This is a genomic window from Ruegeria sp. CDSB117 (genome assembly GCF_059611005.1).
In genome coordinates this window covers 94224-117114 of the sequence record NZ_JBXWOS010000010.1, presented here as the reverse complement: position 1 = coordinate 117114, position 22891 = coordinate 94224, and the positions used below count along the sequence as shown (strand labels likewise).

Annotated in this window: 20 protein-coding genes; 12 read left to right on the top strand and 8 right to left on the bottom strand. The window is 54.6% G+C overall.

The window, feature by feature from the left end:
• Window positions 1–2 precede the first annotated feature (2 nt).
• Both AC2FJC_RS13100 and AC2FJC_RS13095 read right to left on the bottom strand, forming a co-directional pair.
• Window positions 3–986 (bottom strand): TRAP transporter substrate-binding protein, encoded by a 984-nt coding sequence (locus tag AC2FJC_RS13100; RefSeq protein WP_496739833.1) that lies wholly within the window; start codon window positions 984–986, stop codon window positions 3–5.
• 25 nt (window positions 987–1011) lie between these two features.
• Window positions 1012–2205, bottom strand: coding sequence for a M24 family metallopeptidase (locus AC2FJC_RS13095; protein WP_496739832.1), 1194 nt, complete (start codon window positions 2203–2205; stop codon window positions 1012–1014).
• Between the two features lie 95 nt (window positions 2206–2300).
• Here AC2FJC_RS13095 and AC2FJC_RS13090 point away from each other — a divergent pair, with 95 nt between their 5' ends.
• Window positions 2301–3224: a LysR substrate-binding domain-containing protein gene (locus AC2FJC_RS13090; RefSeq protein WP_299667784.1), complete on the top strand. Its 924-nt coding sequence runs from the start codon at window positions 2301–2303 to the stop codon at window positions 3222–3224.
• A gap of 87 nt (window positions 3225–3311) precedes the next feature.
• Window positions 3312–5129 carry a gamma-glutamyltransferase family protein gene (locus AC2FJC_RS13085; protein WP_299667781.1) on the top strand — a complete coding sequence of 606 codons (1818 nt, stop codon included), beginning with the start codon at window positions 3312–3314 and terminating at the stop codon, window positions 5127–5129.
• 395 nt (window positions 5130–5524) lie between these two features.
• Here AC2FJC_RS13085 and AC2FJC_RS13080 read toward each other — a convergent pair whose 3' ends face one another.
• Window positions 5525–6406 carry a sterol desaturase family protein gene (locus AC2FJC_RS13080; RefSeq protein ID WP_496739831.1) on the bottom strand — a complete coding sequence of 294 codons (882 nt, stop codon included), beginning with the start codon at window positions 6404–6406 and terminating at the stop codon, window positions 5525–5527.
• A 185-nt stretch (window positions 6407–6591) separates the two neighbouring features.
• Window positions 6592–7476 (bottom strand): LysR family transcriptional regulator, encoded by an 885-nt coding sequence (locus tag AC2FJC_RS13075; protein WP_496739830.1) that lies wholly within the window; start codon window positions 7474–7476, stop codon window positions 6592–6594.
• 83 nt (window positions 7477–7559) lie between these two features.
• Here AC2FJC_RS13075 and AC2FJC_RS13070 point away from each other — a divergent pair, with 83 nt between their 5' ends.
• From AC2FJC_RS13070 to AC2FJC_RS13060, 3 genes are all read left to right on the top strand, one after another.
• The gene (locus AC2FJC_RS13070) at window positions 7560–8042 is read left to right on the top strand and encodes a luciferase domain-containing protein (protein WP_496739829.1); all 483 of its coding nucleotides are present in this window, start codon (window positions 7560–7562) and stop codon (window positions 8040–8042) included.
• 28 nt (window positions 8043–8070) lie between these two features.
• Complete coding sequence (locus tag AC2FJC_RS13065) at window positions 8071–9150, top strand: ABC transporter substrate-binding protein (protein ID WP_496739828.1); 1080 nt, start codon at window positions 8071–8073, stop codon at window positions 9148–9150.
• Window positions 9151–9223: 73 nt separating this feature from the next.
• Complete coding sequence (locus AC2FJC_RS13060; RefSeq protein ID WP_496739827.1) at window positions 9224–9826, top strand: short chain dehydrogenase; 603 nt, start codon at window positions 9224–9226, stop codon at window positions 9824–9826.
• 457 nt (window positions 9827–10283) lie between these two features.
• On the opposite strand, the gene AC2FJC_RS13055 is transcribed toward AC2FJC_RS13060, so the two are convergent.
• On the bottom strand, window positions 10284–11192 hold the full coding sequence (locus tag AC2FJC_RS13055; protein ID WP_496739826.1) for a LysR family transcriptional regulator: 909 nt from the start codon (window positions 11190–11192) through the stop codon (window positions 10284–10286).
• 197 nt (window positions 11193–11389) lie between these two features.
• On the opposite strand from AC2FJC_RS13055, the gene AC2FJC_RS13050 reads away from it, so the two are divergent.
• Entirely contained in the window at window positions 11390–12739 is a 1350-nt protein-coding gene (locus tag AC2FJC_RS13050) for an NCS2 family permease (RefSeq protein WP_496739825.1), read from the top strand.
• A 167-nt stretch (window positions 12740–12906) separates the two neighbouring features.
• The gene (gene add / locus AC2FJC_RS13045; protein WP_496739824.1) at window positions 12907–13935 is read left to right on the top strand and encodes an adenosine deaminase; all 1029 of its coding nucleotides are present in this window, start codon (window positions 12907–12909) and stop codon (window positions 13933–13935) included.
• Window positions 13936–14324: 389 nt separating this feature from the next.
• Here the strand turns inward: add and AC2FJC_RS13040 are convergent, their stop codons facing one another.
• Complete coding sequence (locus AC2FJC_RS13040; RefSeq protein ID WP_282154230.1) at window positions 14325–15089, bottom strand: helix-turn-helix domain-containing protein; 765 nt, start codon at window positions 15087–15089, stop codon at window positions 14325–14327.
• A gap of 105 nt (window positions 15090–15194) precedes the next feature.
• On the opposite strand from AC2FJC_RS13040, the gene AC2FJC_RS13035 reads away from it, so the two are divergent.
• Window positions 15195–15623, top strand: a complete 429-nt coding sequence (locus AC2FJC_RS13035) for a hypothetical protein (RefSeq protein WP_282154231.1) — start codon at window positions 15195–15197, stop codon at window positions 15621–15623.
• A 1089-nt stretch (window positions 15624–16712) separates the two neighbouring features.
• Here the strand turns inward: AC2FJC_RS13035 and AC2FJC_RS13030 are convergent.
• Entirely contained in the window at window positions 16713–17624 is a 912-nt protein-coding gene (locus tag AC2FJC_RS13030; RefSeq protein ID WP_282154232.1) for a homocysteine S-methyltransferase family protein, read from the bottom strand.
• A 319-nt stretch (window positions 17625–17943) separates the two neighbouring features.
• Here AC2FJC_RS13030 and AC2FJC_RS13025 point away from each other — a divergent pair, with 319 nt between their 5' ends.
• Complete coding sequence (locus AC2FJC_RS13025) at window positions 17944–18405, top strand: hypothetical protein (protein WP_170660739.1); 462 nt, start codon at window positions 17944–17946, stop codon at window positions 18403–18405.
• 328 nt (window positions 18406–18733) lie between these two features.
• Window positions 18734–19567 (top strand): CE1 family esterase, encoded by an 834-nt coding sequence (locus AC2FJC_RS13020; protein WP_496739823.1) that lies wholly within the window; start codon window positions 18734–18736, stop codon window positions 19565–19567.
• Window positions 19568–19951: 384 nt separating this feature from the next.
• On the opposite strand, the gene AC2FJC_RS13015 is transcribed toward AC2FJC_RS13020, so the two are convergent.
• Window positions 19952–20449, bottom strand: coding sequence for a DUF6714 family protein (locus AC2FJC_RS13015; protein ID WP_282154235.1), 498 nt, complete (start codon window positions 20447–20449; stop codon window positions 19952–19954).
• A 213-nt stretch (window positions 20450–20662) separates the two neighbouring features.
• Here AC2FJC_RS13015 and AC2FJC_RS13010 point away from each other — a divergent pair, with 213 nt between their 5' ends.
• Both AC2FJC_RS13010 and AC2FJC_RS13005 read left to right on the top strand, forming a co-directional pair.
• Entirely contained in the window at window positions 20663–21145 is a 483-nt protein-coding gene (locus AC2FJC_RS13010; RefSeq protein WP_496739822.1) for a GFA family protein, read from the top strand.
• Entirely contained in the window at window positions 21142–22836 is a 1695-nt protein-coding gene (locus AC2FJC_RS13005; protein ID WP_282154236.1) for an adenylate/guanylate cyclase domain-containing protein, read from the top strand. Before AC2FJC_RS13010 ends, AC2FJC_RS13005 begins: the two co-directional genes overlap by 4 nt.
• The last annotated feature ends 55 nt before the right edge of the window (window positions 22837–22891 follow it).

Here is a 22891-nt window from a genome sequence, read left to right as displayed (position 1 = left end):
GATTATTTTGCGGCCTTATAGGCATCCAGCGCCGCAGCACCCGCATCCCCGGCGTTGTCCGCCCATTCCTGCGCCATCGTCGTGCCGATCTCTTGGAACGACACCGCCAGTTCATCGGAAGGCGCCGCAACGGTCATGCCGTTTTCGGCCATGGTGGCGTTATAACCATCGGTCACGCCTGCCACGGCGGCCCAGACATCAGCCTCGGCCTTTGTGGCGGCATCCGTGACCACCTTCTGCGTGGCCTCGTCCAGGCCGTTCCAGGCTTCCAAGTTAACGATCACGGCGCTTTTCGGCATCCAGGCATTCACGGTGTAGAAGTGATCGGCATAGTCCCACATCTTCTGGAATACACCGATGGCACCCGATCCCATCATGCTGTCGGCCACGCCGGTCGAAAACGCCTGACTGATCTCGGTCGCTTCGGTCTTGGTCGGTGTCGCGCCCATCAGCACGGCCAGACGCGATGTATTGGCATCCGCCGCGCGGAACTTTGCACCATCCATATCCGCCATGGTTTCGACCGGATTGGCCGAGAACAGCCCCTGCGGCGGCCAAACTGGCATGAACAGCAGTTTCATGCCGCGCTCTTCCAGTGCTGCCTCAATCGCGGGTTTTGAGGCTTGATACAGCGCCCATGCCTCATCGAAATTGGTGGCGACAAACGGAACGGTGTCGAGGCCGAAGATCGGATCTTCCTTGGCATGTGCCCCCATGTAACGGCCCCCGATTGGAACCTGCCCGGACCGTACGGCGCGCAGAATCTCGGACCCTTTATAGAGCGACCCTGCCGGATGCACGACGATCTCAAGCGCACCGCCTGAGTTGGCGGTCACGTCCTCGGCAAAGGCGATGTAAGATTGTGAGATGAAGTTTTTGCCCGAATAGGCGGCGGGCATATCCCATTTTTCCTGCGCTTGGGCCAGTGTCGCTGCTGCCGATAACGCAAGCGCTGCACCGCCGGTTTTCATGTATGTTCCAAGCATTTTGATCTCCCTGAATGTTTGTGTCTTAGTCCACGATCACCAGATCGCGGGGGTATTGCGTCAGCACCTCACAACCGGTCGCGGTGACGCGGATGCTGTCGCTGATGGCCATGCCGAAATCCTCGCGGAACATGGTCGGAATGATGTGAAAGGTCATGTTTTCCTGGATCATCAGCGGGTCGTCCGGGCGGATGGCATAAATGTGTCCCTCGGCCCAGTTGGGCGGAAAACCGATCCCGATGCCATAGGCGACGCGGCTTTTAAAGTACTTGCCCAGCCCCAGTTTTTCGATCCCGGCCCGGCAGCGTCGGTCGATTTCGCCCGCGGTCTCACCCGGTTTGATCACGTCAATCGCGGTTTCCAGAATTCCGATCAGCGCATCCGCAGTGCCCTTATGTTCATCCGTGGGTTTTCCAACCACGGCCGAACGCGACATCATCACATGATACCGGTCGACGCAGCCCGCGCCCTCAAGCAAAACCACATCGCCACGCTCGATCACCTTGCGTCTCCACAAGGCAAAACAAAGGGCCGAGCGTTTGCCGCTGACCACCATAGGCGGATGTCCGATATACTCACTACCTGCCGCGATGGACCCCTGATAGAGCGCCGCCGCGACATCATTGTCGGTGCGCCCCGGCGCGATGGTGCTCAGCGCGGCATCCATGCCCGCCTCGACCGCACGAGCGGCCTGTCGCATCCGATCGATCTGAGCCGGCGTTTTGACCGGGCGGTGTTGTTCGATCACCCCGTCCCAATCCTGAAACGCAACCGAATTCAACGCCGACAGGCATCTGTAATCGCGGACGTTCAGATACCGCGTGCCCGTTTCCAATCCGATCTGACGTGCACCCAGCCGTTCCAGGAATCCGCAAAGGACATCGACATGATCCTGCGTGTCCAGAACCGCCTCGACCCCGCCAATGGTTGGCAGGGCCAGCGCCATGTCGCGGTTGACGACGCGCGTGACAACGGTGGGCAACCCTTCTTTGGGGATGAACATGCATTGAAAGGTGAAATATCCGATGGTCTGAAAACCGGTCAGCCAGAACATGTTCTCGGGGTCGAACAGCAAGGCGCCATCCAAACCCCTGCCTGACAGATCCGCCTGTATCATGTGCAGCCGAGCGGTGAAATCAGAGGCATCAAACGCAAGTTCGCCCGGCCAATGGCCCGAAGTTTGTGCTGGGGTAGTCAAGTCAGTCGCAAGTTCGATCATGGCATGTTCATTCATTATCGACATTGCCAGATAGTTTGCGATTGATTTAGTATAATCTCAAATAACTTGTTTTGCCCCCAAACAGAGAAAAAGTTATGAATGCACGACAAGTCGAGATTTTTCGGATGGTTATGCTGACTGGGTCGGTAACAGAATCCGCAAAACGATTGCATGTCAGCCAACCTGCAATCAGCAAACAGTTGCGTTTGTTAGAGGACGATGTGGGCTTTACCCTGTTTGGGCGCAACGGAAACCGTCTACATCCCACAGATGAGGCCACTGCCCTGTTTGAGCAGGCCGAGATCCTGTACCGGGGTCTGGATCAACTGGACCGGTTTGCCGAGGATCTGCGCGAAAGCCGGCGTGGGATGCTCAGCGTGGCGGCAATGCCGCTGCTTTCACAGGGCTGGTTACCGCGCACAGCCGCGAATTTTCTACGAGACAGGCCGGATGTTTCGCTGTCACTGGTCGCGCGTAGCACCGACTGGATCGCGCGGTCTGTTGCCGCCGGGCGCTCTGATCTGGGTTTGGGTCTTTTCCGGAAGGATGAGTTGGGGGTCATACAAACCCCGTTGTTGCAATTGCCCCTAGTCTGTGTGTGCCCCAAGGGGCATCCGCTGTGCGGGCGCAAGCGCATCGAGGTTGACGATTTGGCGGGTCACGATCTGATCGCTCCTTCGAATTTCGACCCATTGCATCTGGCATTGCCGCAGCCATTGTCCCAACTGATCTCGTCTCAGCGACGCCGGTTAGAGGTGTTTACAACCCAGACCGCGATGGAACTTGCCATGAACGGCGCCGGTGTGGCTATCGTGGACGCCATGACTGCGCTTGAAAGGCCTTCGGACACAGTCGTCGTGCGCCCTCTGGACCAGAATATCGGTTTTAACATCGTGCTGATGACCCCAAGGCACAGGTCCAATTCGCGCCTGGTTCAGTCCATGCAGCAACAGCTTGTAAGCGATGCGCTCAGCGCTCAGGAGCGCGCGTTTCAATATGTTGCCGCGTGTGAAACATAACCTGAGTTTAGACTGATATAGAAAATTCTTGCATTTTATTATCATTCGCCCACACATGATGCCCCGCCAGAATCGGAAGGACAAGACATGGAGTTCACCACACGGCCTGACCTCACCGGGCATTTTGGGATCGCAAGCTCAACCCACTGGCTGGCCAGTCAGACTGCGATGCGTATGCTTGAGATTGGCGGTAACGCTTTTGATGCAGCAGTGGCCGGTGGGCTGGTTTTACAAGTGGCCGAGCCACATCTGAATGGTCCTTTGGGTGAGGTGCCCATACTACTGCACCACGCCGACAGCGGCGCGACCCGCGTGGTTTGCGGGCAAGGCCCCGCGCCTGCCGGTGCAACGATTGACGCATTTCGCGCACTTGGGATTGACCAGATTCCCGGCACAGGGCTGCTGGCGACAGCTATCCCGGGTGCGTTTGATGCCTGGATGCTGATGCTGCGCGACTATGGCACCCTCGATCTGGCAGAGGTGATGCAGCCAGCCATCGACTATGCAACGCATGGCGTGCCGATGACATTGAAGCTGATCAAGTCGATCACGCAGTTGCGGGGATGGTTCGCTACTGAATGGCCCGAAAACGCGGCGATTTACCTCGATAATGGGGAAGTTCCGTCGGCGGATAAGCCGCTGAAAAACCCCATTCTTGCGGATATGTACACGCGTATTTTGCATGAGGCGGCGGGTACCGCGCAAGACCGGTCGGATCAGATTGAAGCGGCACGCAATGTTTGGAAAACCGGCTTTGTTGCTGAAAGCATTGATCGGTTTTGCCGCACGACCACGCATCTGGATGTGACCGGGCAGCGCAATGGCGGGCTGCTGACCGGTAACGACATGGTGGGCTGGTCGGCCTTTTATGAAGACCCTTTTACGCTGAACTATCGCGGCCACACCGTGTGCAAGACCGGACCGTGGGGTCAGGGCCCAGTACTATTGCAAGGATTGGCGCTGGCCGAACAGCTTGAGGATCACCTACGCGACCCAAACAGTGCTGATTTCTATCACACGCTGACTGAGATCATGAAACTGACTTATGCCGATCGGGAAACCTATTACGGTGATCCGAATGTGGTGCAGGTGCCAATGGCGCAATTGCTGGGTCGAGATTACGCGCAAAGCCGCGCAAAACTGGTAGGCGATCAGGCGAACAACCTCTGGCGACCCGGCGACATCCCCGGATTTGGCTATCCCGTCGACTATCACAGCGCCGCCACGAAGGAATTCGATGCCGAGGCGCTGGCCGCGATGGGTCTGGGCGAACCGACAGCCAAGAGCGACAACGGCAGCGGTGATCCAGGGCCCGCCACCGGCGACACCTGCCAGATCAGCGTGGTCGACCGTTGGGGCAACATGGTGTCTGCAACTCCGTCGGGTGGCTGGATGGAATCCTCACCCGTGATCCCCGAGCTTGGCGTGTGTCTGGGCACCCGGCTGCAGATGATGAGCCTGATACCGGGCGCGCCAGACGCGCTTTCGCCGGGTAAACGTCCGCGCAGTACGTTGTCGCCAACGATTGTTCTGAACGATGCAGGCAAGCCTTACATGGCGCTTGGCACACCGGGTGGCGACAAGCAGGATCAATGGCAACTGGCATTTCTGGTCCGTCATCTGCTGTGCGGCATGTCCCCGCAACAGGCCAATGATGCGCTCGGGTTCAGCTCAACCCATTGGCCCGGCTCATTTTACCCGCGCAACGCCGAGCCCGGACATATGAAGATAGAAGCCCGCGCGAGCCGCGAGATTGTTGCCGCACTGACTGCGCGTGGCCATGTTGTCACCACAGCACCGCCTTGGTCGGAAGGGTGGATTTGCAGCGCCATGATCACCGCTTCAGGGATGTTGTCAGGGTCCGCCAGTGCTAGGGGGATGCAGGCCTATGCGATTGGGCGATGATCAGAAAGCGTTGACTGCTATTTGGTAGCGAAAGGTGAGGAGCGGCCATTCGGGGTAGGTGCAGCAAATTCAACCTTTGTCCGCTCCTCGTTTGTCAGTAGCGATTGCGGCGAAATGTTGAATTGAATTTCGCCTTTTAGACTGGCATTCAATGACCGCTCCGACGACACATGCTGCTTCACAGCGAGAACCATGCCGCGCCCGCGAGCATTTTCTGCGTCAGCAATATCAGTTCTGGCAAAAGGCGGCTATGTCCCGCATAGCGTCAGTTCAGCCAGTCTCTGATATTGCGCGTGCGGCGAATGGAGGCAATGCGGGCTGCCGATGCGGCATCCGAGCGGTGCCCTGGATATCTTCTTTGGGCCGCAAAAGATCATTAGTTCACGGCTTTGGATCTATTTGTCGCCGCCCGGCTTGGATGAGGTGGATGAAGATCGCTTCCGATGGCTCCGGGCGTCAAGCGCGCCACCGCTCGCTGGACCGAGAAAAGGTTGAATCAACATCCGGTCGAGCCAGAGGTCGCGGCGCGTGCGAAACTGCTTAATGCCGATCACCATACTCTTGTGCCCTTTCGCAGGCTGCGCGACGTAAGTCCCCAGGAGCCGATCCCACCAGGGTAGATTAAAGCCGAAGTTCGAGTTGGTCTCGCATGGATCAACGGAATGATGCACACGGTGCATGTCCGGGGTGACGATGATCCATCTTAGGATACGGTCTAGCCGGCGCGGAAGATCGATGTTGGCGTGATTGAAAAGCGCGGTCGCGTTCAGGATGACCTCGAACAAGAGCACGGCGACAGCGGGGGGACCCAAGGCTGCAACGACCGCGAGCTTGATCCCCATCGAGATGAGGATTTCTAACGGGTGGAACCGCAAGCCTGTGGTCGCGTCGAAATCAAGATCGGCGTGATGCATCCGGTGCAGCCGCCAAAGCCCCGGCACTGCGTGGAACATTACGTGCTGAAGATAGATCGCAAGATCGAGAAGCAGCATTGAGACCGCGATGGCGACCCAAACCGGCGCATCGATGTTGTTGAAGAGCCCCCATCCGCGCTTCTCGGCCATCACCGCGAGACCAACTGCGAGGATCGGAAAGGTCAGCCGCAGGATCGCGGTGTCGAGCACAACGAGCGCAAGATTATTTGTCCAACGCACAACGCGTGGTATTTCCCGTCGCCGCCGGGGTGCTGCAACTTCCCATAGCGCCATGACCGCCAGAATGCCCAGAAAGGCAACAAGGCGGATGGTCGGCTCAGCTGCGAGGATTGTGTCGGACATGGAGCGTATATTTCCGGGTTGTAGGTCGCGACGGACCTGCCATGAATTCTCGGAGACGACTGTTCCTTTGTAAAATAGCAGAAATTCACGTGAAATCATCTGAGGGCAGCTTTATCCAGCATCCAACTGCCTACCCACAACCGATGCTGCACTGTGAACAAATGTCTGTTCCGCAGTTCGCAAACTTAGCAAATGCCCACGAACTCGTCACGAACTCTTGCCGTCGCAAACTCGAAGAAAGCATGGACCCGGGCGCTCCGACGGATGTCGGGGTGAGCCAACATCCAAAGGTCTGAGTTGTACTGTTCCTCTGGATCGTGAACACGCACAAGATTTGGGTAGGCCTCTCCCAGATAGCATGGCAAGGCCCCAAACCCGAGGCCGCTGCGAACCAACTCAAACACGCCCATCAGAGAATTGGATATCGTTACAGGCGCGTCTTCTGGTTTGTGTTTTATTGTAATTTGGCTCATTGGCGATTGGTTGAGACTGTCATTCAATCTGATCCATCGGTGTGCTGTTGCAGGTAAGTCCTGTACAGTTTCGAAATACTCTTTTTGGGCATAGGCCGCATAGGCGAGCTTCGACAGATTGCGCCCGATCCAGTGTTCCGGGGGAGAGTTTGTCGGACGCAAAGCAATATCAGCGTCACGCTGCATCAGGTCGAGCGGGCGTGTGTCGGACAAGAGCCGCAGTGCAATGTTCGGGTACTCATTCTGGAACGCTGAAAACACCGGCGTCAGACAGTGAAGCAGTGAATCCGTTGTCGTCACCGTCAACGCACCGGCCAGCCGCAGGTCCTGTCCGCCCAGTTCCCGTTGGATACTGTTCATCCCGTCGCGCAGCAGAAGCCCATTTCGGAAGAAGTGCTCTCCAGCTGCGGTCATGACGTAACCGTGGCTTAAACGCTCGAACAGGGTGACGCCCAAGCGTGCCTCGACGCCCTCAATCCGACGAAACACCGTCGAATGGTTAACCCCCAGTTGACGTGCAGCACCTGACAGGCTGCCAGCCTCGCAAACGGCAAGGACAAAGGGGATATCGCTCCAGTCCAGTTTCTGTGCATTCATGCAAGCTCTCCTTGCCAAAACTGTGAATTACCTTGCGGTGATGGTCAAGCTATCTGTTGTTCACACAGAAACGGAGACACGAAATGCTTACGCCCCTGAACTTACCGCAGCGTGTTGGACCCAAGCCCCAAACCACACACGGTCTGCCCCATTCACAGGTCACGCAGCATGGCCCCGATGACATCGTTGACCAGATGCGCGACTGGGCGTTTTCGCTAGCCGGTGTCGACGAGGCACACAGTCTGGTGTCGGTTCCCGGTGCCCGCGCGATGGTCATGCATGACGCTGCCGCCTGCAATCACGACGCCTTCATGATCGGTCGCGAGATCGCTCATATCCATCCCAAGCCCGACAATGGCAGCATGCATGTGCAACTGCCAAAAAAAGACGCGCTGGAAGTGGTCGCGAAGGGCTGGGGCGAACACCACACATTGGTCGATCTGGGGCGCCGTCCCGTTGGATTGGTCATGGTCTATTCCCCCCGTGATGCGGCAGAGCTGGTCATCATCAAGTCGATAATTGGCCGGTCTTACGAATATGCCACCGGTCAAGAACTCGCTGCGTAACCTCTGCCCCTTTAGAAAGGATACTCCAATGAAACGTGCACTCATTAGTGCGGTCTCAGGCATGCTCTTCGCCTGTTCTGCACTCGCAACAGAAATTGAAACCAAGTCACTAGATCAGCTTTATGCCGATGCCGTTGCCGAAGGCGGGGAGCTCGTCATCCGCGCCGGTGGCGATAAGGATGATCAGGCAGACTACTATCTGGATATGTTCAAGAAACGCTTTCCAGAGATCAATGTCACTCACAGCGTAGACCTGAGTTTTTATCACGCCTCGCGCTATGACAATGCGCGCAAAGAAGATGATAAGGTCGATGTGCCGGACATCATTCAACTGCAAACCCTGCATGACTTTGACTACTACGCAGAGCGCGGCCTGCTGGAGCGATACAAGCCGAAGAACTGGGAAAAGGTTTATCCGGATTACAAAGACCCGCATGGCAATTGGGTTGGCCTGTTTGGCGTAGCCTTCACCAATGTTTACAACAACAGCGTCATTGCAGACGAGGATGCCCCACGCGATGCGATGGATTACCTTGACCCGGCGCTGAAGGGCAAATTGATCCTGACCTATCCGCATACCGATGACGCGGTGCTGTACCAGTTCTGGAACCTGAAGGAAAAATACGGCTGGGAGTTTCTGGAGAAACTCATTGCAACAGAACCCACATGGGTGCGCGGTACATCCATGCCTTATGTCGCAATTGACAATGGCTGGTATGGTGCAAGCTTCACCACATCTTGGGCATTCGTCCCGTGGGAAGGCAGCAATACACGCTTGGTGTTGCCGGAAGAGGATTTTTTCCTGACATGGTTCCAGGTGGCCGCCATTCCAACCGATGCCAAGAACAAGGCCGCGGCCAAGCTCTATTTGAACTGGATGCTGTCCGAAGAATTTCAAGGCAAATGGCTGCAATTCCCGGCCCGCATGGATATCGCCTCTCCCGAGGGATACCAATCAGTTCACCACTACAACACCTCGCCCGCAGACTTCCACCGCTTCATGCTGAAACGCGATCTGGTCGAGCGATTCCGCCTTCAGATTGAACAGTTGGTCGGACCTGCTGAAGGACCTGCACCGCTGGACTTAGATTACAGCGCCAAGCCGTAATCACCGTCGAACACCCTGCGCTGCCTCACACTCTATCGGGCAGCGCCACCCCCCCATCAAACGGAGAAACACAATGAAAATCCTTATCGTAGGCGCAACAGGCCTGATCGGCGGCGCAGTAGCAGACGCCCTTTCCGCCAAACATGACATCATCAGAGCGGGCTATAGCGATGGCGATGTGAAAGTTGACCTCGGCTCCAAAGCCTCCATTGAGGCGATGTTCCAATCCATTGGCAAAGTTGACGCCGTCATCAGCACTGCCGGGCTGGCCGGATTTGCCCCTTTCAATGAATTAGATGATGACGCATATGAGCTGGCGTTCGGTAACAAGCTGATGGGGCAGATCAATCTGGTTCGGGTAGGGCAGAACTATGTCAACGACGGCGGTTCGTTCGCGCTGACTGCGGGCATCCTGTCTCGTGAACCGATGCCCGGCTCTGTTGTCATCAGCTTGGCAAACGGCGCACTGGAATCCTTCGCTAAAGCAGCAGCGCTTGAGCTTGACCGCGATCTTCGCGTCAACACCGTCAGCCCGGTGTTTGTCAAAGAGACCATGCAGAAGATGGGCATGGATCCAAGTTCTGGTCTGTCTGCTTCCGACACCGCCAAAGCCTATGTCGCTGCTGTTGAGGCCAACATGAGTGGCGAAACGCTGGATGCGCCCGACTACGCGTAGCGAATGCGTATTGCAATATGAACGCCTGGGCGAACACTGCGTTGTGCGCATTACTGTCCAGGCGAACACATTTTCTCGGCAATGCTTAGCCAGTTTTTTCAACCTTGGCTGTCGTTATGGCTCATCGGTTATCTCATACGAATGCCAACGCAGACATCAGTGCAGTCGCAGCGAATTCTCACTTCGTCCGCCTCTTACCAGTTCGGGCAAGGTACAGCGAATGGCGACCTGCTCAGACCAGCGGTTGGTGGATCATGCGGCGAAGGTGCCTGAAGAGCCCCAAAAGCCTATTTCTGCACATCCGACGAATGCGCGCGAAGCGTGTGATAGTGGCAGTCGTCTGCATTAAAAACAGCCTGCACTGGGCGCTACTTTCGCGGTTTGCTTGTGCCGGAATTAGTCCAGTTCAGTTCATGCATCAAAGACAATATTGAAGTACCAAATTTCGGTTTAGGGATCACGGGTTGCCGCCAAAGCTCCTGTCGAGAAAATCCGTAGATTTTCTTACGAACCAATCTAACGTATCAGTCGGATTTTCTTTCCTGGTCACAAGGACCAATCGATCATCCGGAAGCGTTGAGCCTGAAATGGGAATCCTGAAAAGCTCTTTTGCTCCTGAACGGTTCTTGATCGTATAAAGAACGGTCCCCAAGGAAATAAACCTGCCGGAATCAACAAGCGCGTGAAGCATTGTGATGGAATCTGTTTTGATCCAGGGCTCGTAGTTTTCATACCTTTCCCCCAGCTGTTTTCCGATCTCCTGATAAATTGGTGCTCTCACAGAAGATGCGACCATGGGATATTCAAGCGCTTCACCAAGACTAACTGAGTCACGTATCGCCAAAGGATGTTCCTGGGAGGCGAGGATACCAACCTGCAAATGGTGTTCTGCGTTAGTAGTCACCCTCGGATTATCCTTGGACAAGAACGTGATGCCAACATCTGCTTCGCCCAGGATCACCGCCTCGCAAATTTGGGGCGATTGTTTCAACAAGGTGTGAAAGCGCACAGCCGTGTTTTCTTCAAGACAGTCGGAAAGCAAATTGGGTAGGAACGACGAAGCGATGCTATCGGTGGCGGCGATATTGACTACTGTTGTACGTTTTCCAGCTGTTGCCTCAAGTTGGATCTGTGTGCGCTCCCAATCCCGCAGCGTGCTGCCAATGTGAGCAAGCAAAATACGTCCCGATTCAGTTGTGCGAACGCCCTCTGTACCGCGTTCAAAAATCCGAATTCCAAAATGATACTCTACCTTTTGAAGCTGACGTGTGATGGATGACGACGATACGTTCAACCTTCGCGCCGCTTCACGGATCGACCCGTGTCGATTGACTGCATCAATATATTTCAGAGCTATTCCGTGCATTCCTGCCCCATCTGAATAAGAATTTCGAGTTTGGAAGGCTCATCCAAAGTGTATCAAGTGGTGCATAAATCGCAACGATGTGCTGCGATCTTTGTCCTTTTTGCATCACGTGCTCGGAGATAAGATCAAATTTGGGTTTCCAGCGTTGGAGGCATGCAGGAAAGCACAATTGTCACCGGCATATAGGAGGAGATGCCATGAATGATTTTGTCGAGGATCGGTTAGGAGCTGGCGAAACTAAGTCGCCGAAGGGCTTTCTTGAGAGGTACTTCAAGCTAAGCCAAAACAACACGACGGTCGGATCAGAGGCCATGGGCGGGTTGGCAAACTTCATGACGTTGGCCTACGTGATCATTGTGCACCCGCTAATTCTGTCGAATGCCGGAATGGATCAGGCCGCCCTGACCACAACAACAATCATAGCTATGGTGGTCGTGACGGCTGCCTGTGGTCTATACGCAAAAATGCCCTTCGTGCTTGCTCCTGGTATGGGGGCGAATGGGTTCTTTGCGTTTTCTATTGTAGGTGCAGGACTGGCGACATGGCAGGGTGCTTTGGCCGTCAACTTCATTTCAGGCGTAATCTTCATCGTTATCACAGCATTGGGAATTCGGAGGTTCATGGTGAATATCATGCCTGCGGGTATGAAATTTGCACTGGCGCCGCTGATTGGATTGTTCCTGTGTTTGCTCGGTCTGATGAACATGGGCATTCTTGAACACGGTCGCCGTTCTATGGTTCTGGGCGATATACACACACCTAATGCTATTGTCGCTGGCATTGCCTTCGTTACGATCTTGTTCTTTCAGGCGCGCAAGTCCAAAGGAGCAATCGTTTATGGCATTCTGATAGCTACCGCCGTCAGTGTACCGCTCGGGGTGACAACCATTCCAGATAACCTGATCGGGTTACCTTCATCCATTGCACCTATTTCCTTCCAGCTAGATCTAAAAGAGGCCATGAACCTGGCCTTCATCCCGCTGATCTTTGCTTTCTTCGTATCGGATTTCTTTGGCACCACCGCCACACTTTATGCTGTGGGCGGGAAAATGGGGAAGCTTGATGAAAATGGGGAATTCGAAGAGGCCGACAAGGTTTTCATGGTGGACGCAGTTGGGACAACTGCCGGGACACTTATCGGAACTACCACAATAACAACTTACACTGAATCAGCCGCCGGTGTTGAAGCAGGCGGACGTACAGGTCTTACTGCCATATTCACGGCACTCATTTTCGCTGTGATGTTGTTGTTCACGCCCATCGCTTTGATGGTGCCAGCTGCCGCAGCGGGTGCAGCTCTGTTCCTTGTTGGAGCCAGCATGCTCACGACGCTTGAAGGCATGAAGTTCGATGATCCAACTGAATTCATACCGGCAATCATCTCGGTCATCATGACTGCATTTACGTTCAACATCGCGACAGGTCTGAGTGTCGGCATCATTCTTGCGGCTGCAATGAAACTGTTTGCCGGGCGCGGCGGAGAGGTGCACTGGTTCCTGTATGTGATGTGCGTCCCTTTGGCCTACTACCTGCTTACTCTCGCTTAATCCGGCGGGCTCAGGATCTCGGCCCGGCGGAACCGGGAGGCGAAACAGTTTCCTCCCAGTTTCGTCTCCCGGTTCCACACTTTAGGCATTAACCGAATTGCGGCATCTGGACTACCAAGGTTCGTCTGTTCAATCGAAATTTAGAATACTCAGGAAGGAGCTTTTCAATGGATATGAAGCAGTTCATTCAAGAGATGCCAAAGGCAGAATTGCATCTCCATATTGAAGGGACAGTTTCTCCAAGGCGTGTTCTGGAATTGGCGGATCGCAATGGCGTCGACATTGAATACAAAACGGAGCAAGAGCTTTTGGAGGCGCAAAACTATGGCACGCCTCCCTTGGAAAATTTCCTGAAATATCACTACATGTGTTCGGATGTACTTCGAACTGGGCGGGATATTTTTGAAATCACCCAGGACTATTTGGAGAAATGCGTCATAGAAAACACCCGGCACGTGGAGCTTTCATTCGACCCTCAAGGCCATTTGGAGCGCGGGATCGAGTTTGGCGAGCTGATTGATGCCCTCAACAAGGCGCGAAAAGATTCTCCGGTCTCGACTCAATTGGTTATGTGCATGAACCGGGACCGTTCGCTTGAAAGCGCGCTCGAAACGTTGAAACTGGCGGAGAACTACAAGGACGAAATTGTTGGCCTGGGTTTGGATTCTGTCGAAGAAGGAAATCCGCCGGCAAAATTTCAGGAATACTATGATCGTGGACGAGAGCTGGGTTTCAAGCTAACGGCTCACTGCGACTGCGATCAGAAAAATGCCGTTGAGCACGCGCGCCAATGCATCCATGATCTTGGCGTACACCGCATTGATCACGGCGTACATGTCATGGATGATCCGCAGCTGATCGCAGATGTTAAGGAACGTCAGGTCACGTTGACTATGTGCCCGACCTGGCGTCTGGCGGATCCGGGGCCGCGCCGAATTCCAGCAATCCGCAAAATGCTCGAATTGAACGTTCCTGCTTGTCTCAATACCGATGACCCGGAAGAATTTGCCAGCAGATACATGTCAAACATGCTCAACGCCGTTCAGGAACAAGGAGACTTCTCGGCTGATGAAATGACCCAGTTCATGAGGAACGCATTCGTTGGATCGTGGATATCTGAAGCTCAACGCAACGCTTACCTGAAGGAATTGGATGCACACCTGAACACGTTCAAAGGCAAGTCCGCTACTTCTTGAATACTTGAACGAGTGGTCGGAAAATGAACCGAGTGTGAATTCATCCTTCGAAAACAGAGATCGCCTGCGCCATTCTAGAGGGAATGCGGTGCATTTCACCACGAACAGCGACTGACAGGTTTCCGCCTCTGTGTAATTCATCGCAGGCGCGAAACGACGAAATCGGACGTTTACGCGTTGCGCAGCGAAAGTTTCGTTTGTCCGCCGAAGTGTGAGTTACTCCGCCGCTGGATTCTGCGCTTTCGGCGAAAGTCCGGTTCGGTGAAGCTGCATTGCGGCGTCGCCTGATCTGATGAATGGCTGGTTAGGGCCGCAATGGCAGGAACCCTTCCAAGGTCAGGAATGAACGGGGTTCGCCGGGACGTGGTGGGCTCTAGTCAAACCACCATCTAATTGGCAGCCACGTGGGCAAGATCACGCAGAAATTTGGCACTTTGGTCGTCGGCCGGAAAAAACAGCTCAATCTTCAAATCGTCCAGCGTGACATCCGTGACCGTGCTGAATTGCGCAATGGTTCCAAACAGGGAAAGCCGCTGACCACCAAAGCGGTAGATCGTAGAAATTGTCGGCCCGATCACCGCGTCACTTCGGGCGTGCCCCTGTTGCGACAACGTGCGCGCTGCGGCGTCCAGTGCGGGTATGCCGCCTGCGTTGGCGCTTTCAGCGCGCAGCCGCAACATCGTGTGATGCGCGACCTCGGGCCAGTTTTCGACAAGCTCAGGCATCAACGGGCTGGTCAGCAGATCCAGCAGGCTTTGCCCCTCGCCGATCCCCAGTGGCTTGAACAGCTTTTGGGCACCGCTGTTGAGCATTACAACCGTCCAGAGCCGGTCCAACACCATTCCAGGGTAAGGCGCATGTTGCTGCAGAGTCCATTCGACCGCGTCCCGAATGGGCGACATCGCCGCGTCATCAATCGGAGTTGCCGCAAAACGCGGCGCGAATCCTTCGGCGCGCATCATCTGATTTCGAGTGTCGACCGGAAGGTTCATGACCTCGGACAGATGAAGGATCATGTCCGGGCTCGGCCGGGACCGCCCGGTTTCAAGAAATGAGATATGTCGCGCACTGACCTCGGCTTCGACTGCAAGGTCCAGCTGGCTCATCCTGCGTCGCTTTCGCCACTCTTTCAGCATGCCGGGATAGGGTGTCATGACCTGAGTTTAGCAAGGGTCCTAACAGAATTCACCTACCTCCGAGGTAATTGATTTGCGTCCGCCGCAAGCTGCATGAAGGGCGCATATCGAAAGGAGAAGCTCATGACCCAACAACAATCAGCAATGCGAATTTCAGGCGGTGTTCTTGCTGCAACCGGGGCGCTTTTTGCGCTGGCCGCGTTTCAGTTTCTTCATCCCGTTGCGTATATCTTTCTGCAAATCGCGTATTGGCCAATTCACGATGTTCCCGCGGAACTGATGGTTCCGTCGCCTTTACTGCTGGTGATCACTGGAGGCCTGACGGTTGGCTTGGGAGGAATGCAATGGGCGCTGGGAACATACGTTGCCCCGGTATCGGCGGTGGCCGCGACCAAGACCGCTCAGATTACGGCATGGTCCTGGTTTTGCGTCGACAGTTCAGGCTCCATTTTGGTAGGGGCGCCCTTCAACGTCGTACTAAACCTGTCCTTTCTGGTCCTGATCCTGTTGTCTTGCCGACCCGGCACGGCAAGCAAACACGCAACATCATGACGTGAAGTGGAATTTATTGGGTTTGAAAAGAAGGACTGGCTTTTCCAGAAAACCTTCGTAGGTCGATGCGACTTCAACGGCAGTTTTTTACATCGGACATGCTGGTGTTCTCGACGGCGCTGCCGCTTTCGACACTTGGCCTGAGCCGTTCATGAATGGACAGGACTTCCTCTTCCAGTTTGGCCAGCTTTTCTTCGGACCAGCCGGCTTGGTCTTCGCAAGTTGCAGGACGAGTGTGAAATGATCTCTCTGGCGGCCTTGAACACACGTCAAAAGGAACTGTATGCAACAGGGTTCATTTATCGCGCGGAATGAGGATACGCATCACTCCGCACACGGCGTAATAGTCAAGAGCAAGGGCAGCTTAATGCCCTTGCTTGGTCGGTTCGTTAAAAGGGGAACCGGTAATGCGAGGGAGGTGGGTGTTCAACCTCCGGCGGAAGGCCGACGTCCTTTCTCAGGTGAGCCGGCAACTCGGCTCTTCCGCGCAGAACAGGCCGTTCCACGCTGGGTCGATGGGCGAAGATTGCCGCTAGCCGCAGTAAGAGGCCACGCGACCGGCTGATTGGAATGTAAAGTGATAAGCTTGGCATTGTTCTCTCCATGAAATGATGGAAAGCCGCCACATGAGGAAAACACAAAAAAGGCCGCTCACGAGGCGGCCTTCAGATCGGAAACCTGTCAGACCGCTTTAACGGGCTACTGCGACTACCGCGCGAAGCATTGAAGTCTGACAATTCATCATATCTGATCTCTCCTGTATCAGGGTTTCCAACTCCGTGTGCTACCAGACGAGTGATTTCAATTCAACAACCCATACATGTATTGGTCGAATTCCGCCGGATAGCCAGCTCACAAGCGTTGGGAATAAACCTACGTATTGTTCTATTTGCAACCAGTGGCGACGGCGGCGGCATTTGTCATTTCGCGAACTCTGCGTTCGCAGCGAACGGCGGCTGTGCGGGCTCAAGCGCAGCATATTGACCAATCAGTGATGGGCAGGAATGGGCCGCCTCCCAACAAGTTGCGGAAAAAAATCACGGTATCACCTTAGATATCAGCGTTATCGCTCAGATTGTACCAAGTTGATTACGCCAATTCGCCGGCCATCGATTTCAGGTGGCGCATGTCGGTACCGCAGCATCCTCCAAATACTTGAATCGATGGATTCTGCTGCGCAATCGCGGCAATCTGTTTACCAAGCTCAATTGGATCGCCTTCGTCCAGTTCATCTGCTTCGTCAAGTTCCGCATGCGAGCAGCTCGAAGCGTTCGCCACCATGCCTCTAAGTCGTGGGTGGTTGCCAAGCGCTCCGGCGAAATGGGTAGGATGAGCGCAGTTGACCATAAAAAACAGCGCCGCTGCGTCGGTTGCCCCGTCGATATGGTCAATTCCGTCCACAAGTTTGGTTCCATCTGCCAGGCACCCGTCTGTCTCAACAACCAGAGACATGATGATCGGCAGATCAGCGTCTCGGGCGGCGAGGATGCATCCCGCTGCCTCGCTTGGGCGGTTGAATGTATAAGCGGTGACCAGGTCGACACTTGTGTCTTTCAGGCTGTGCATTTGAGCGGCGTGGTATTGACGTGCATCTTCGACGGGTACCGGCGGAATGTTGGCGTAAGGATCATAACGCGGGCCAATACATGCTGACACCAGTACATCATCGCGAGTGGCAGCTTGGCGCACGCCCTCGACTAGACTGACCGCATCCTTGTTCACCTCAACGAGCCGTTCTGCATCGTACCCCAAGGGCCCTGCTCGGTCGGCGTTCGCCATCCATGTGGGCGCATCAAGGATGCATCCGACACTCATTTCACCGGCGAGATCGACAAGTGCCTGCATTTGACCAGCCAGTATTGCCCTGGTGTCAGGTTCTTCCAGCAATGGAAACGACGCGAAACCGGGTAGCTCAACCCCATGATTAAATATCAGGTCTGTGCCAGTGCCAGCATAAACTAGAAAGGTCTTGTCACCTTCGAGTGGGAACTGTCGCGCCATTCTGATCCACGCCTATTGCTGTCAAATCTTCATAGAAATCTATATTGTCTTGGGTCTCCTGTGAACCTTAGGGCGACGACAGGGTGTCTTCCCTGAGCATGACCTCATCTGGCCGGGCAACTGGCAACCGCAGCGAAATTCTTTTTCTGCGGGCTGCACCGCAGCGTCATCAAGCCCTTGCCGATGCCCGATTTGGTCCGCCATCAATTGGCTGGAACCGCGTAACCCCGTACAACATTAGTGGTGGGTCCGCAGAGTTATTGCTGATTGTAAATGCTTTGAAGGCCCTTAAGATGAGTGGCATTCTTTGGAGAACCAGATGAGAGTCCTACGGATTAGCCTGCTTTTGGCGACACTCGGTGTTCCCGCCAGTGCTGACGAGCAACGCATCGAAATCAACAATGTCTACCCTCTAAATCAAGAGAACTTTGACCTTGGGGATCACATTTTTCACCTAACAGACAATCGGGGTGGTTTCGAAGTAATTGAGGGTCCAATGGATGATGGGCCTGCCAGATGTTTGGGTTCTGGATTTGGATTTGAAGACGGCACCAACTCAATCAATGGAATATGCGTTTTCGGTGAAGGTGATGACACTTTTATCATGCGATGGAAGGCCGGGGAAAAAGGCGAGGCAAACACTTGGGAAATCGTCACCGGGACGGGGCGCTACGAAGGAATGACTGGCAGCGGCATAGCGACAACAGATATCGCCTCAGCATACCAAGCGCTGCCCCTGAGGCGAACTCATATTGTCGGAACCGTGGAAATCCCGGACTAAGACGGCAGCGGATCTAGTATCTGTCCAGTTTCGATTGGTCTCGAACTAAATTGGTCTTAAGTGGCTTTTGCAACTAGGTCTCAATCCTTCCGGGATCACTTGCCTTAGTGCGGCGTACGTCCGCTTAGTCCCGCGAAATGTGAGTTCGTGTATCGTCCGCCAGCAACTCAAACCATCATCTCAATGGAGTAAAAGCCGCTGATGCACTAACAATCTTTTTGGATCAGTCAGGTGAGGCTGCTCAGCAAAGTTGAATTCTGCACCACCGCCGTCTCAAAAAAGCCCTTTCCGTAATATGGTACGGTCAGACATCGGGAGGGACCCAGATATGCTCGAAAAGGTAACAATCGCATTGTCCATGTTTCTGATTTCGGGGCAGGCCTTTGCGCTTGATTGCGGCGAAGTATCCAATCCCTGCAAAATAGACACCGGTGAATACCACATCGCCCTACCAGATGAATGGCGGGGCGGGCCGGTCGTGATGCACTTGCATGGTTATGGCGGGTCCGGAGCAAAGGTACTTAAAAACAAGCAGTTCGTCGAAGCATTCACCGCGCGGGGTTATGCGTTTGTGGCACCGACCGCATTGCCATGGCTGGAAGGAAAACCTGCTGACTGGTCGGTTAGGGATGGGTGGATTACCTATCCCCGCTCTGATGTCAGGTTTCTCCGTGACGTGCTGGCGGATCTCGTGACCCGTGCAAACGTAAACCCGGACCAGGTGCTGCTGACAGGGTTCTCACGAGGTGGTTCCATGGTGTGGGAAGTTGCGTGCCTCGCGCCTGACCTGGCGCGTGGCTATGCCCCTGCGTCCGGTGGCTTCTGGCTTCCCATGACCGAGGAGTGTCTTGGCCCCGTTCATATGCTTCATACTCACGGTTTTGCTGACAAGGTTGTGCCGCTTGAGGGCAGATCAATACACAATGAAGAGTTCGATATCACCATTACCCAGGCCGATGTCTGGGAGGGTCTTGCGTTGTGGCGCCGAAGAAACGAATGCCAACACAACGCGACAGAAAACGAAGTGACGGCCAATCTTTGGCGCAAACGGTGGGAATGCGAACACGGTAGTCTTGAACTCTTTTTGCACGACGGTGGGCACGGCTACCCAAAAGAATGGGGCACGATGGCGCTCGACTGGTTCGAAAGCCTGGAAAACTGACGAAACAACGAAATCGCAATGGTCGTATTCATTCAGTCTAAATCGGCCCATTGGTTCTGAAGTCACTCCGTGCTGGGCAAATCTTACCAATCCTTAAAGAAAACTGCCCAGATAGCAGCAATGATGGCACCGGTACCGGCAGCGAACACCAATGCGATTGCGCTGAAGCACAAACGCGGTTGGCTGGAGCAGTGGATAATCGAAAAATGAATTCTTATCTGGCCTCTAAGCAAACTATCCGCTGCAATCGATATAGCAAAAAGGGTAAGTGACAGCGCACTGGATCCCCCCATAGTCGTTGCCATTGCTCATCCTCAGTCCATGCCAACGGTAAACCGGTTACGACGAACAGAGTTGCGAAGAGCCACATCAAATACGTAAAAATCATCGACCCGGCGACCGCACGCCCTGGTCAATCCAGTAATTGACCAAAGCGGATTCCGCAAATTCACCGAGATCAGGATGGTCGCTGAAAAAGTACAGAAACCTCAACACGGCCTCTTTCTGTGCAGGCGTCAATTGGTTGAACTTGGACTTCCTGAACTCATGCAGCATTTCTTTCGATGTGCCGGGGTCGAGTGCAAGTAGGATGCTTTCACTGGCATATTCCCGGCTGTCTGAATTTAGCAGCGTCCAAATCAGATATGCGGGCAAGTAGTACTGAAAGGCTTTGGCGCTGAAAGCCGTGGGGGCAGCGTAATTGTATATGATCATTTGATCGGTCATCTCGTGCCATTTGACCCCGCCGTAGAATTCAAGAATATCCACGTCATCCATACATTCGGGGTGAAGAAGTTCACCATCAGCAGGTGGATCAAGGCCGTCAAATGCAGCAATGATCCGGGTTGCAAGATCTTCGGTTGTTGTCGCTACCTTTGGCATGGTGACATATTAAACTGGCTGAAACCCCGAAATCGAGTGATTGCGATGGACACCGGACAAAGGCTCTTTCAGGATATCGTTCGAAGTTCAGCAGCGGAGATGAAGAAGCCACTTTGGGGCAGCACAATAGGGATGTATGTGTAGAAATGTATTGAGGAAGTCGGGTGTCCCTAGTGTGTTACAAAGAGCGCCCTTGATCGATTTGGGAAAAAGATGATGAGCGGCGTTTCTGAAACCTACCAAGGAATCTGCTACTGCGGCGCATGTAATGTTTCTACCACCGGTAAGCCGATGATCATGGCTTATTGTCATTGCCACTCTTGTAGAAAGTGGCATTCAGCGCCGGTCAATGCTTGGTGTCTCTGGTCGGCAGACAAGGTCTCATTGTCAGGGCCGACGGTTCAATCGGACAAGAATGATGAGAGCCATCGTGTTTCCTGTGGTAAATGCGGTGGTGCATTGGTGAATATCAAACCTGGTAAGGACATCGTCGCGGTTTACGCGATGTCGCTGGCCGAATCCGATTTGAGCTTTGAGCCGACCTTTCACATCTTCTATGGCGAACGTGTTTTCGACATGGCCGATGGCCTGCCGAAGTGGAAGACGGTTCCGACATCGTTTGGTGGGGATGGGGTCGTTGTGCCCGAACCGGACAAAACCGGTTGGATTCCATTGAACCCGCGAGCCCAAGGGTGAAACGCAAACTCACTTCGATCTTGGCAGCCGACATTGTAGGCTTTTCGCTGCTTGTGGAATCCGCCGAGGAAGCCACGCTCGCGCGTCAGAAAGAACTGCGCCTGTCCGTGCTCGACCCCGGCATCGAGCAGGCTGGGGGTAAGATCATTAAGTCGACCGGCGATGGATTTCTGGCCGAGTTTTCAAGCGTGGTGGAAGCGGTGCGGTTCGCGATTTCGGCACAAGAAGCGATGCGCGCAGAGGAAGAATCCGTGCCTCAAGATCGGCAGATCAGTTACCGCATGGGCGTTCATCTGGGCGACGTGGTTGTCGATGACGGCGACATTTATGGCGACGGTGTGAATCTCGCGGCTCGCTTAGAAGGCGCAGCCCCGACCGGCGGGATCTGCATCTCCGCTGCCGTCCGTGACCAGATCGTTGGCGTAATGGACGGGCTGTTCACGGATGTGGGCGAGTTGACGCTGAAGAACATCTCGCGCCCGATCCGCGCCTTTGTCTGGCCTCCCGACCATGGCGGTGCATTGAACAGTGTCACCACGCCGTCCATCGGGGTTACATCCAAAAAACCAACGATAGCCCTCGCCGCATTCGAAACCCTTGGCAACAATGACGATGCCAAGATGCTGGCCGAAGCTTGCAATCACACGGTAGAGGCGGCGCTTGCCAATCTTACAGGGTTGGATCTGATCGCACTCGAGGCGGGCCCGGACCATATCGCCACGGCGGTGTTTCATGCCTCCGGCAATCAGGTCCGCGCCACCCTTAAGCTGCGCGAGACGGGTACATCGGCAACCTATCTGACCCAGCGGATGAACGGTGATCTTTCCGACCCCTTCTTGGCAGAAGATCTGTTGTCAGGGGAAATCGCGACAACCATCCGATACGGGATTCTGCAACGAATTGCTGAGCGCGCGGCTGAGACAGAGACAAACGATCCTGAGGCAATGCTGAACCTTGCAGGGCATTACATGATGGGATCGCAGCCTGAAGAATGGGAGGCGGCGGGACGTCTGCTGGACAGGATCCTGACGGTCCAGCCACGCAATTTTATGGCCGTTGGGATGAAGGCGAACACGTTGATCGGCGAATTGGTATGGGGTTACCGTCCGATACGCACGGAGGATATCGAAGCGGCCGACGCCGGGTTGAGCAAGGCGGTGTCGTTGAATGACCAAAGCGACTACGTGCACCTGATCCGGGGGATTTTTCATTACGGTATTACCGGCGATTTGGATGCAGCGGTGCGGTGTGTTGAACGTGGGTTCGAAATCAGTCCGCAGTTTGCCCAGGGGCATATGGTACTTGGCTGGATCCAGAACTTGATGGGCCAACCAGAGCTTGCGCTGAAGTCTATCAAAAAGGGCTCGTTTTCTCTGGCCAAGAACCGGATATATCACCGTGTCCCACAAGCGTTAGCCCAGACCTATCTGATTATGGGTGATTTCGAGAATGCCATCGCCAACGCCAATCGAGCGCTGCAAAACTCGCCGGGATTACCAGTCGCTCAATTGTATCTTGCCAGCGCGGCTGGTCAGGCTGGTCTATCTGATCAAGGAGAAAGGGCGCGGGATGCCCTATTGGCATCAGATCCGGACTTCCGGATTAGCGGCCTGCGCAGTTTCCATTTTCAGGATCCCACACGGTGGGACGCAATCCTGGATGGGCTTCGTGCAGTGGGGCTGCCTGAATAGAAGCTCAGGCAAGAGAGAACTCGACAGAGAGCGCACGCTGAGCGAACTCGCTCGT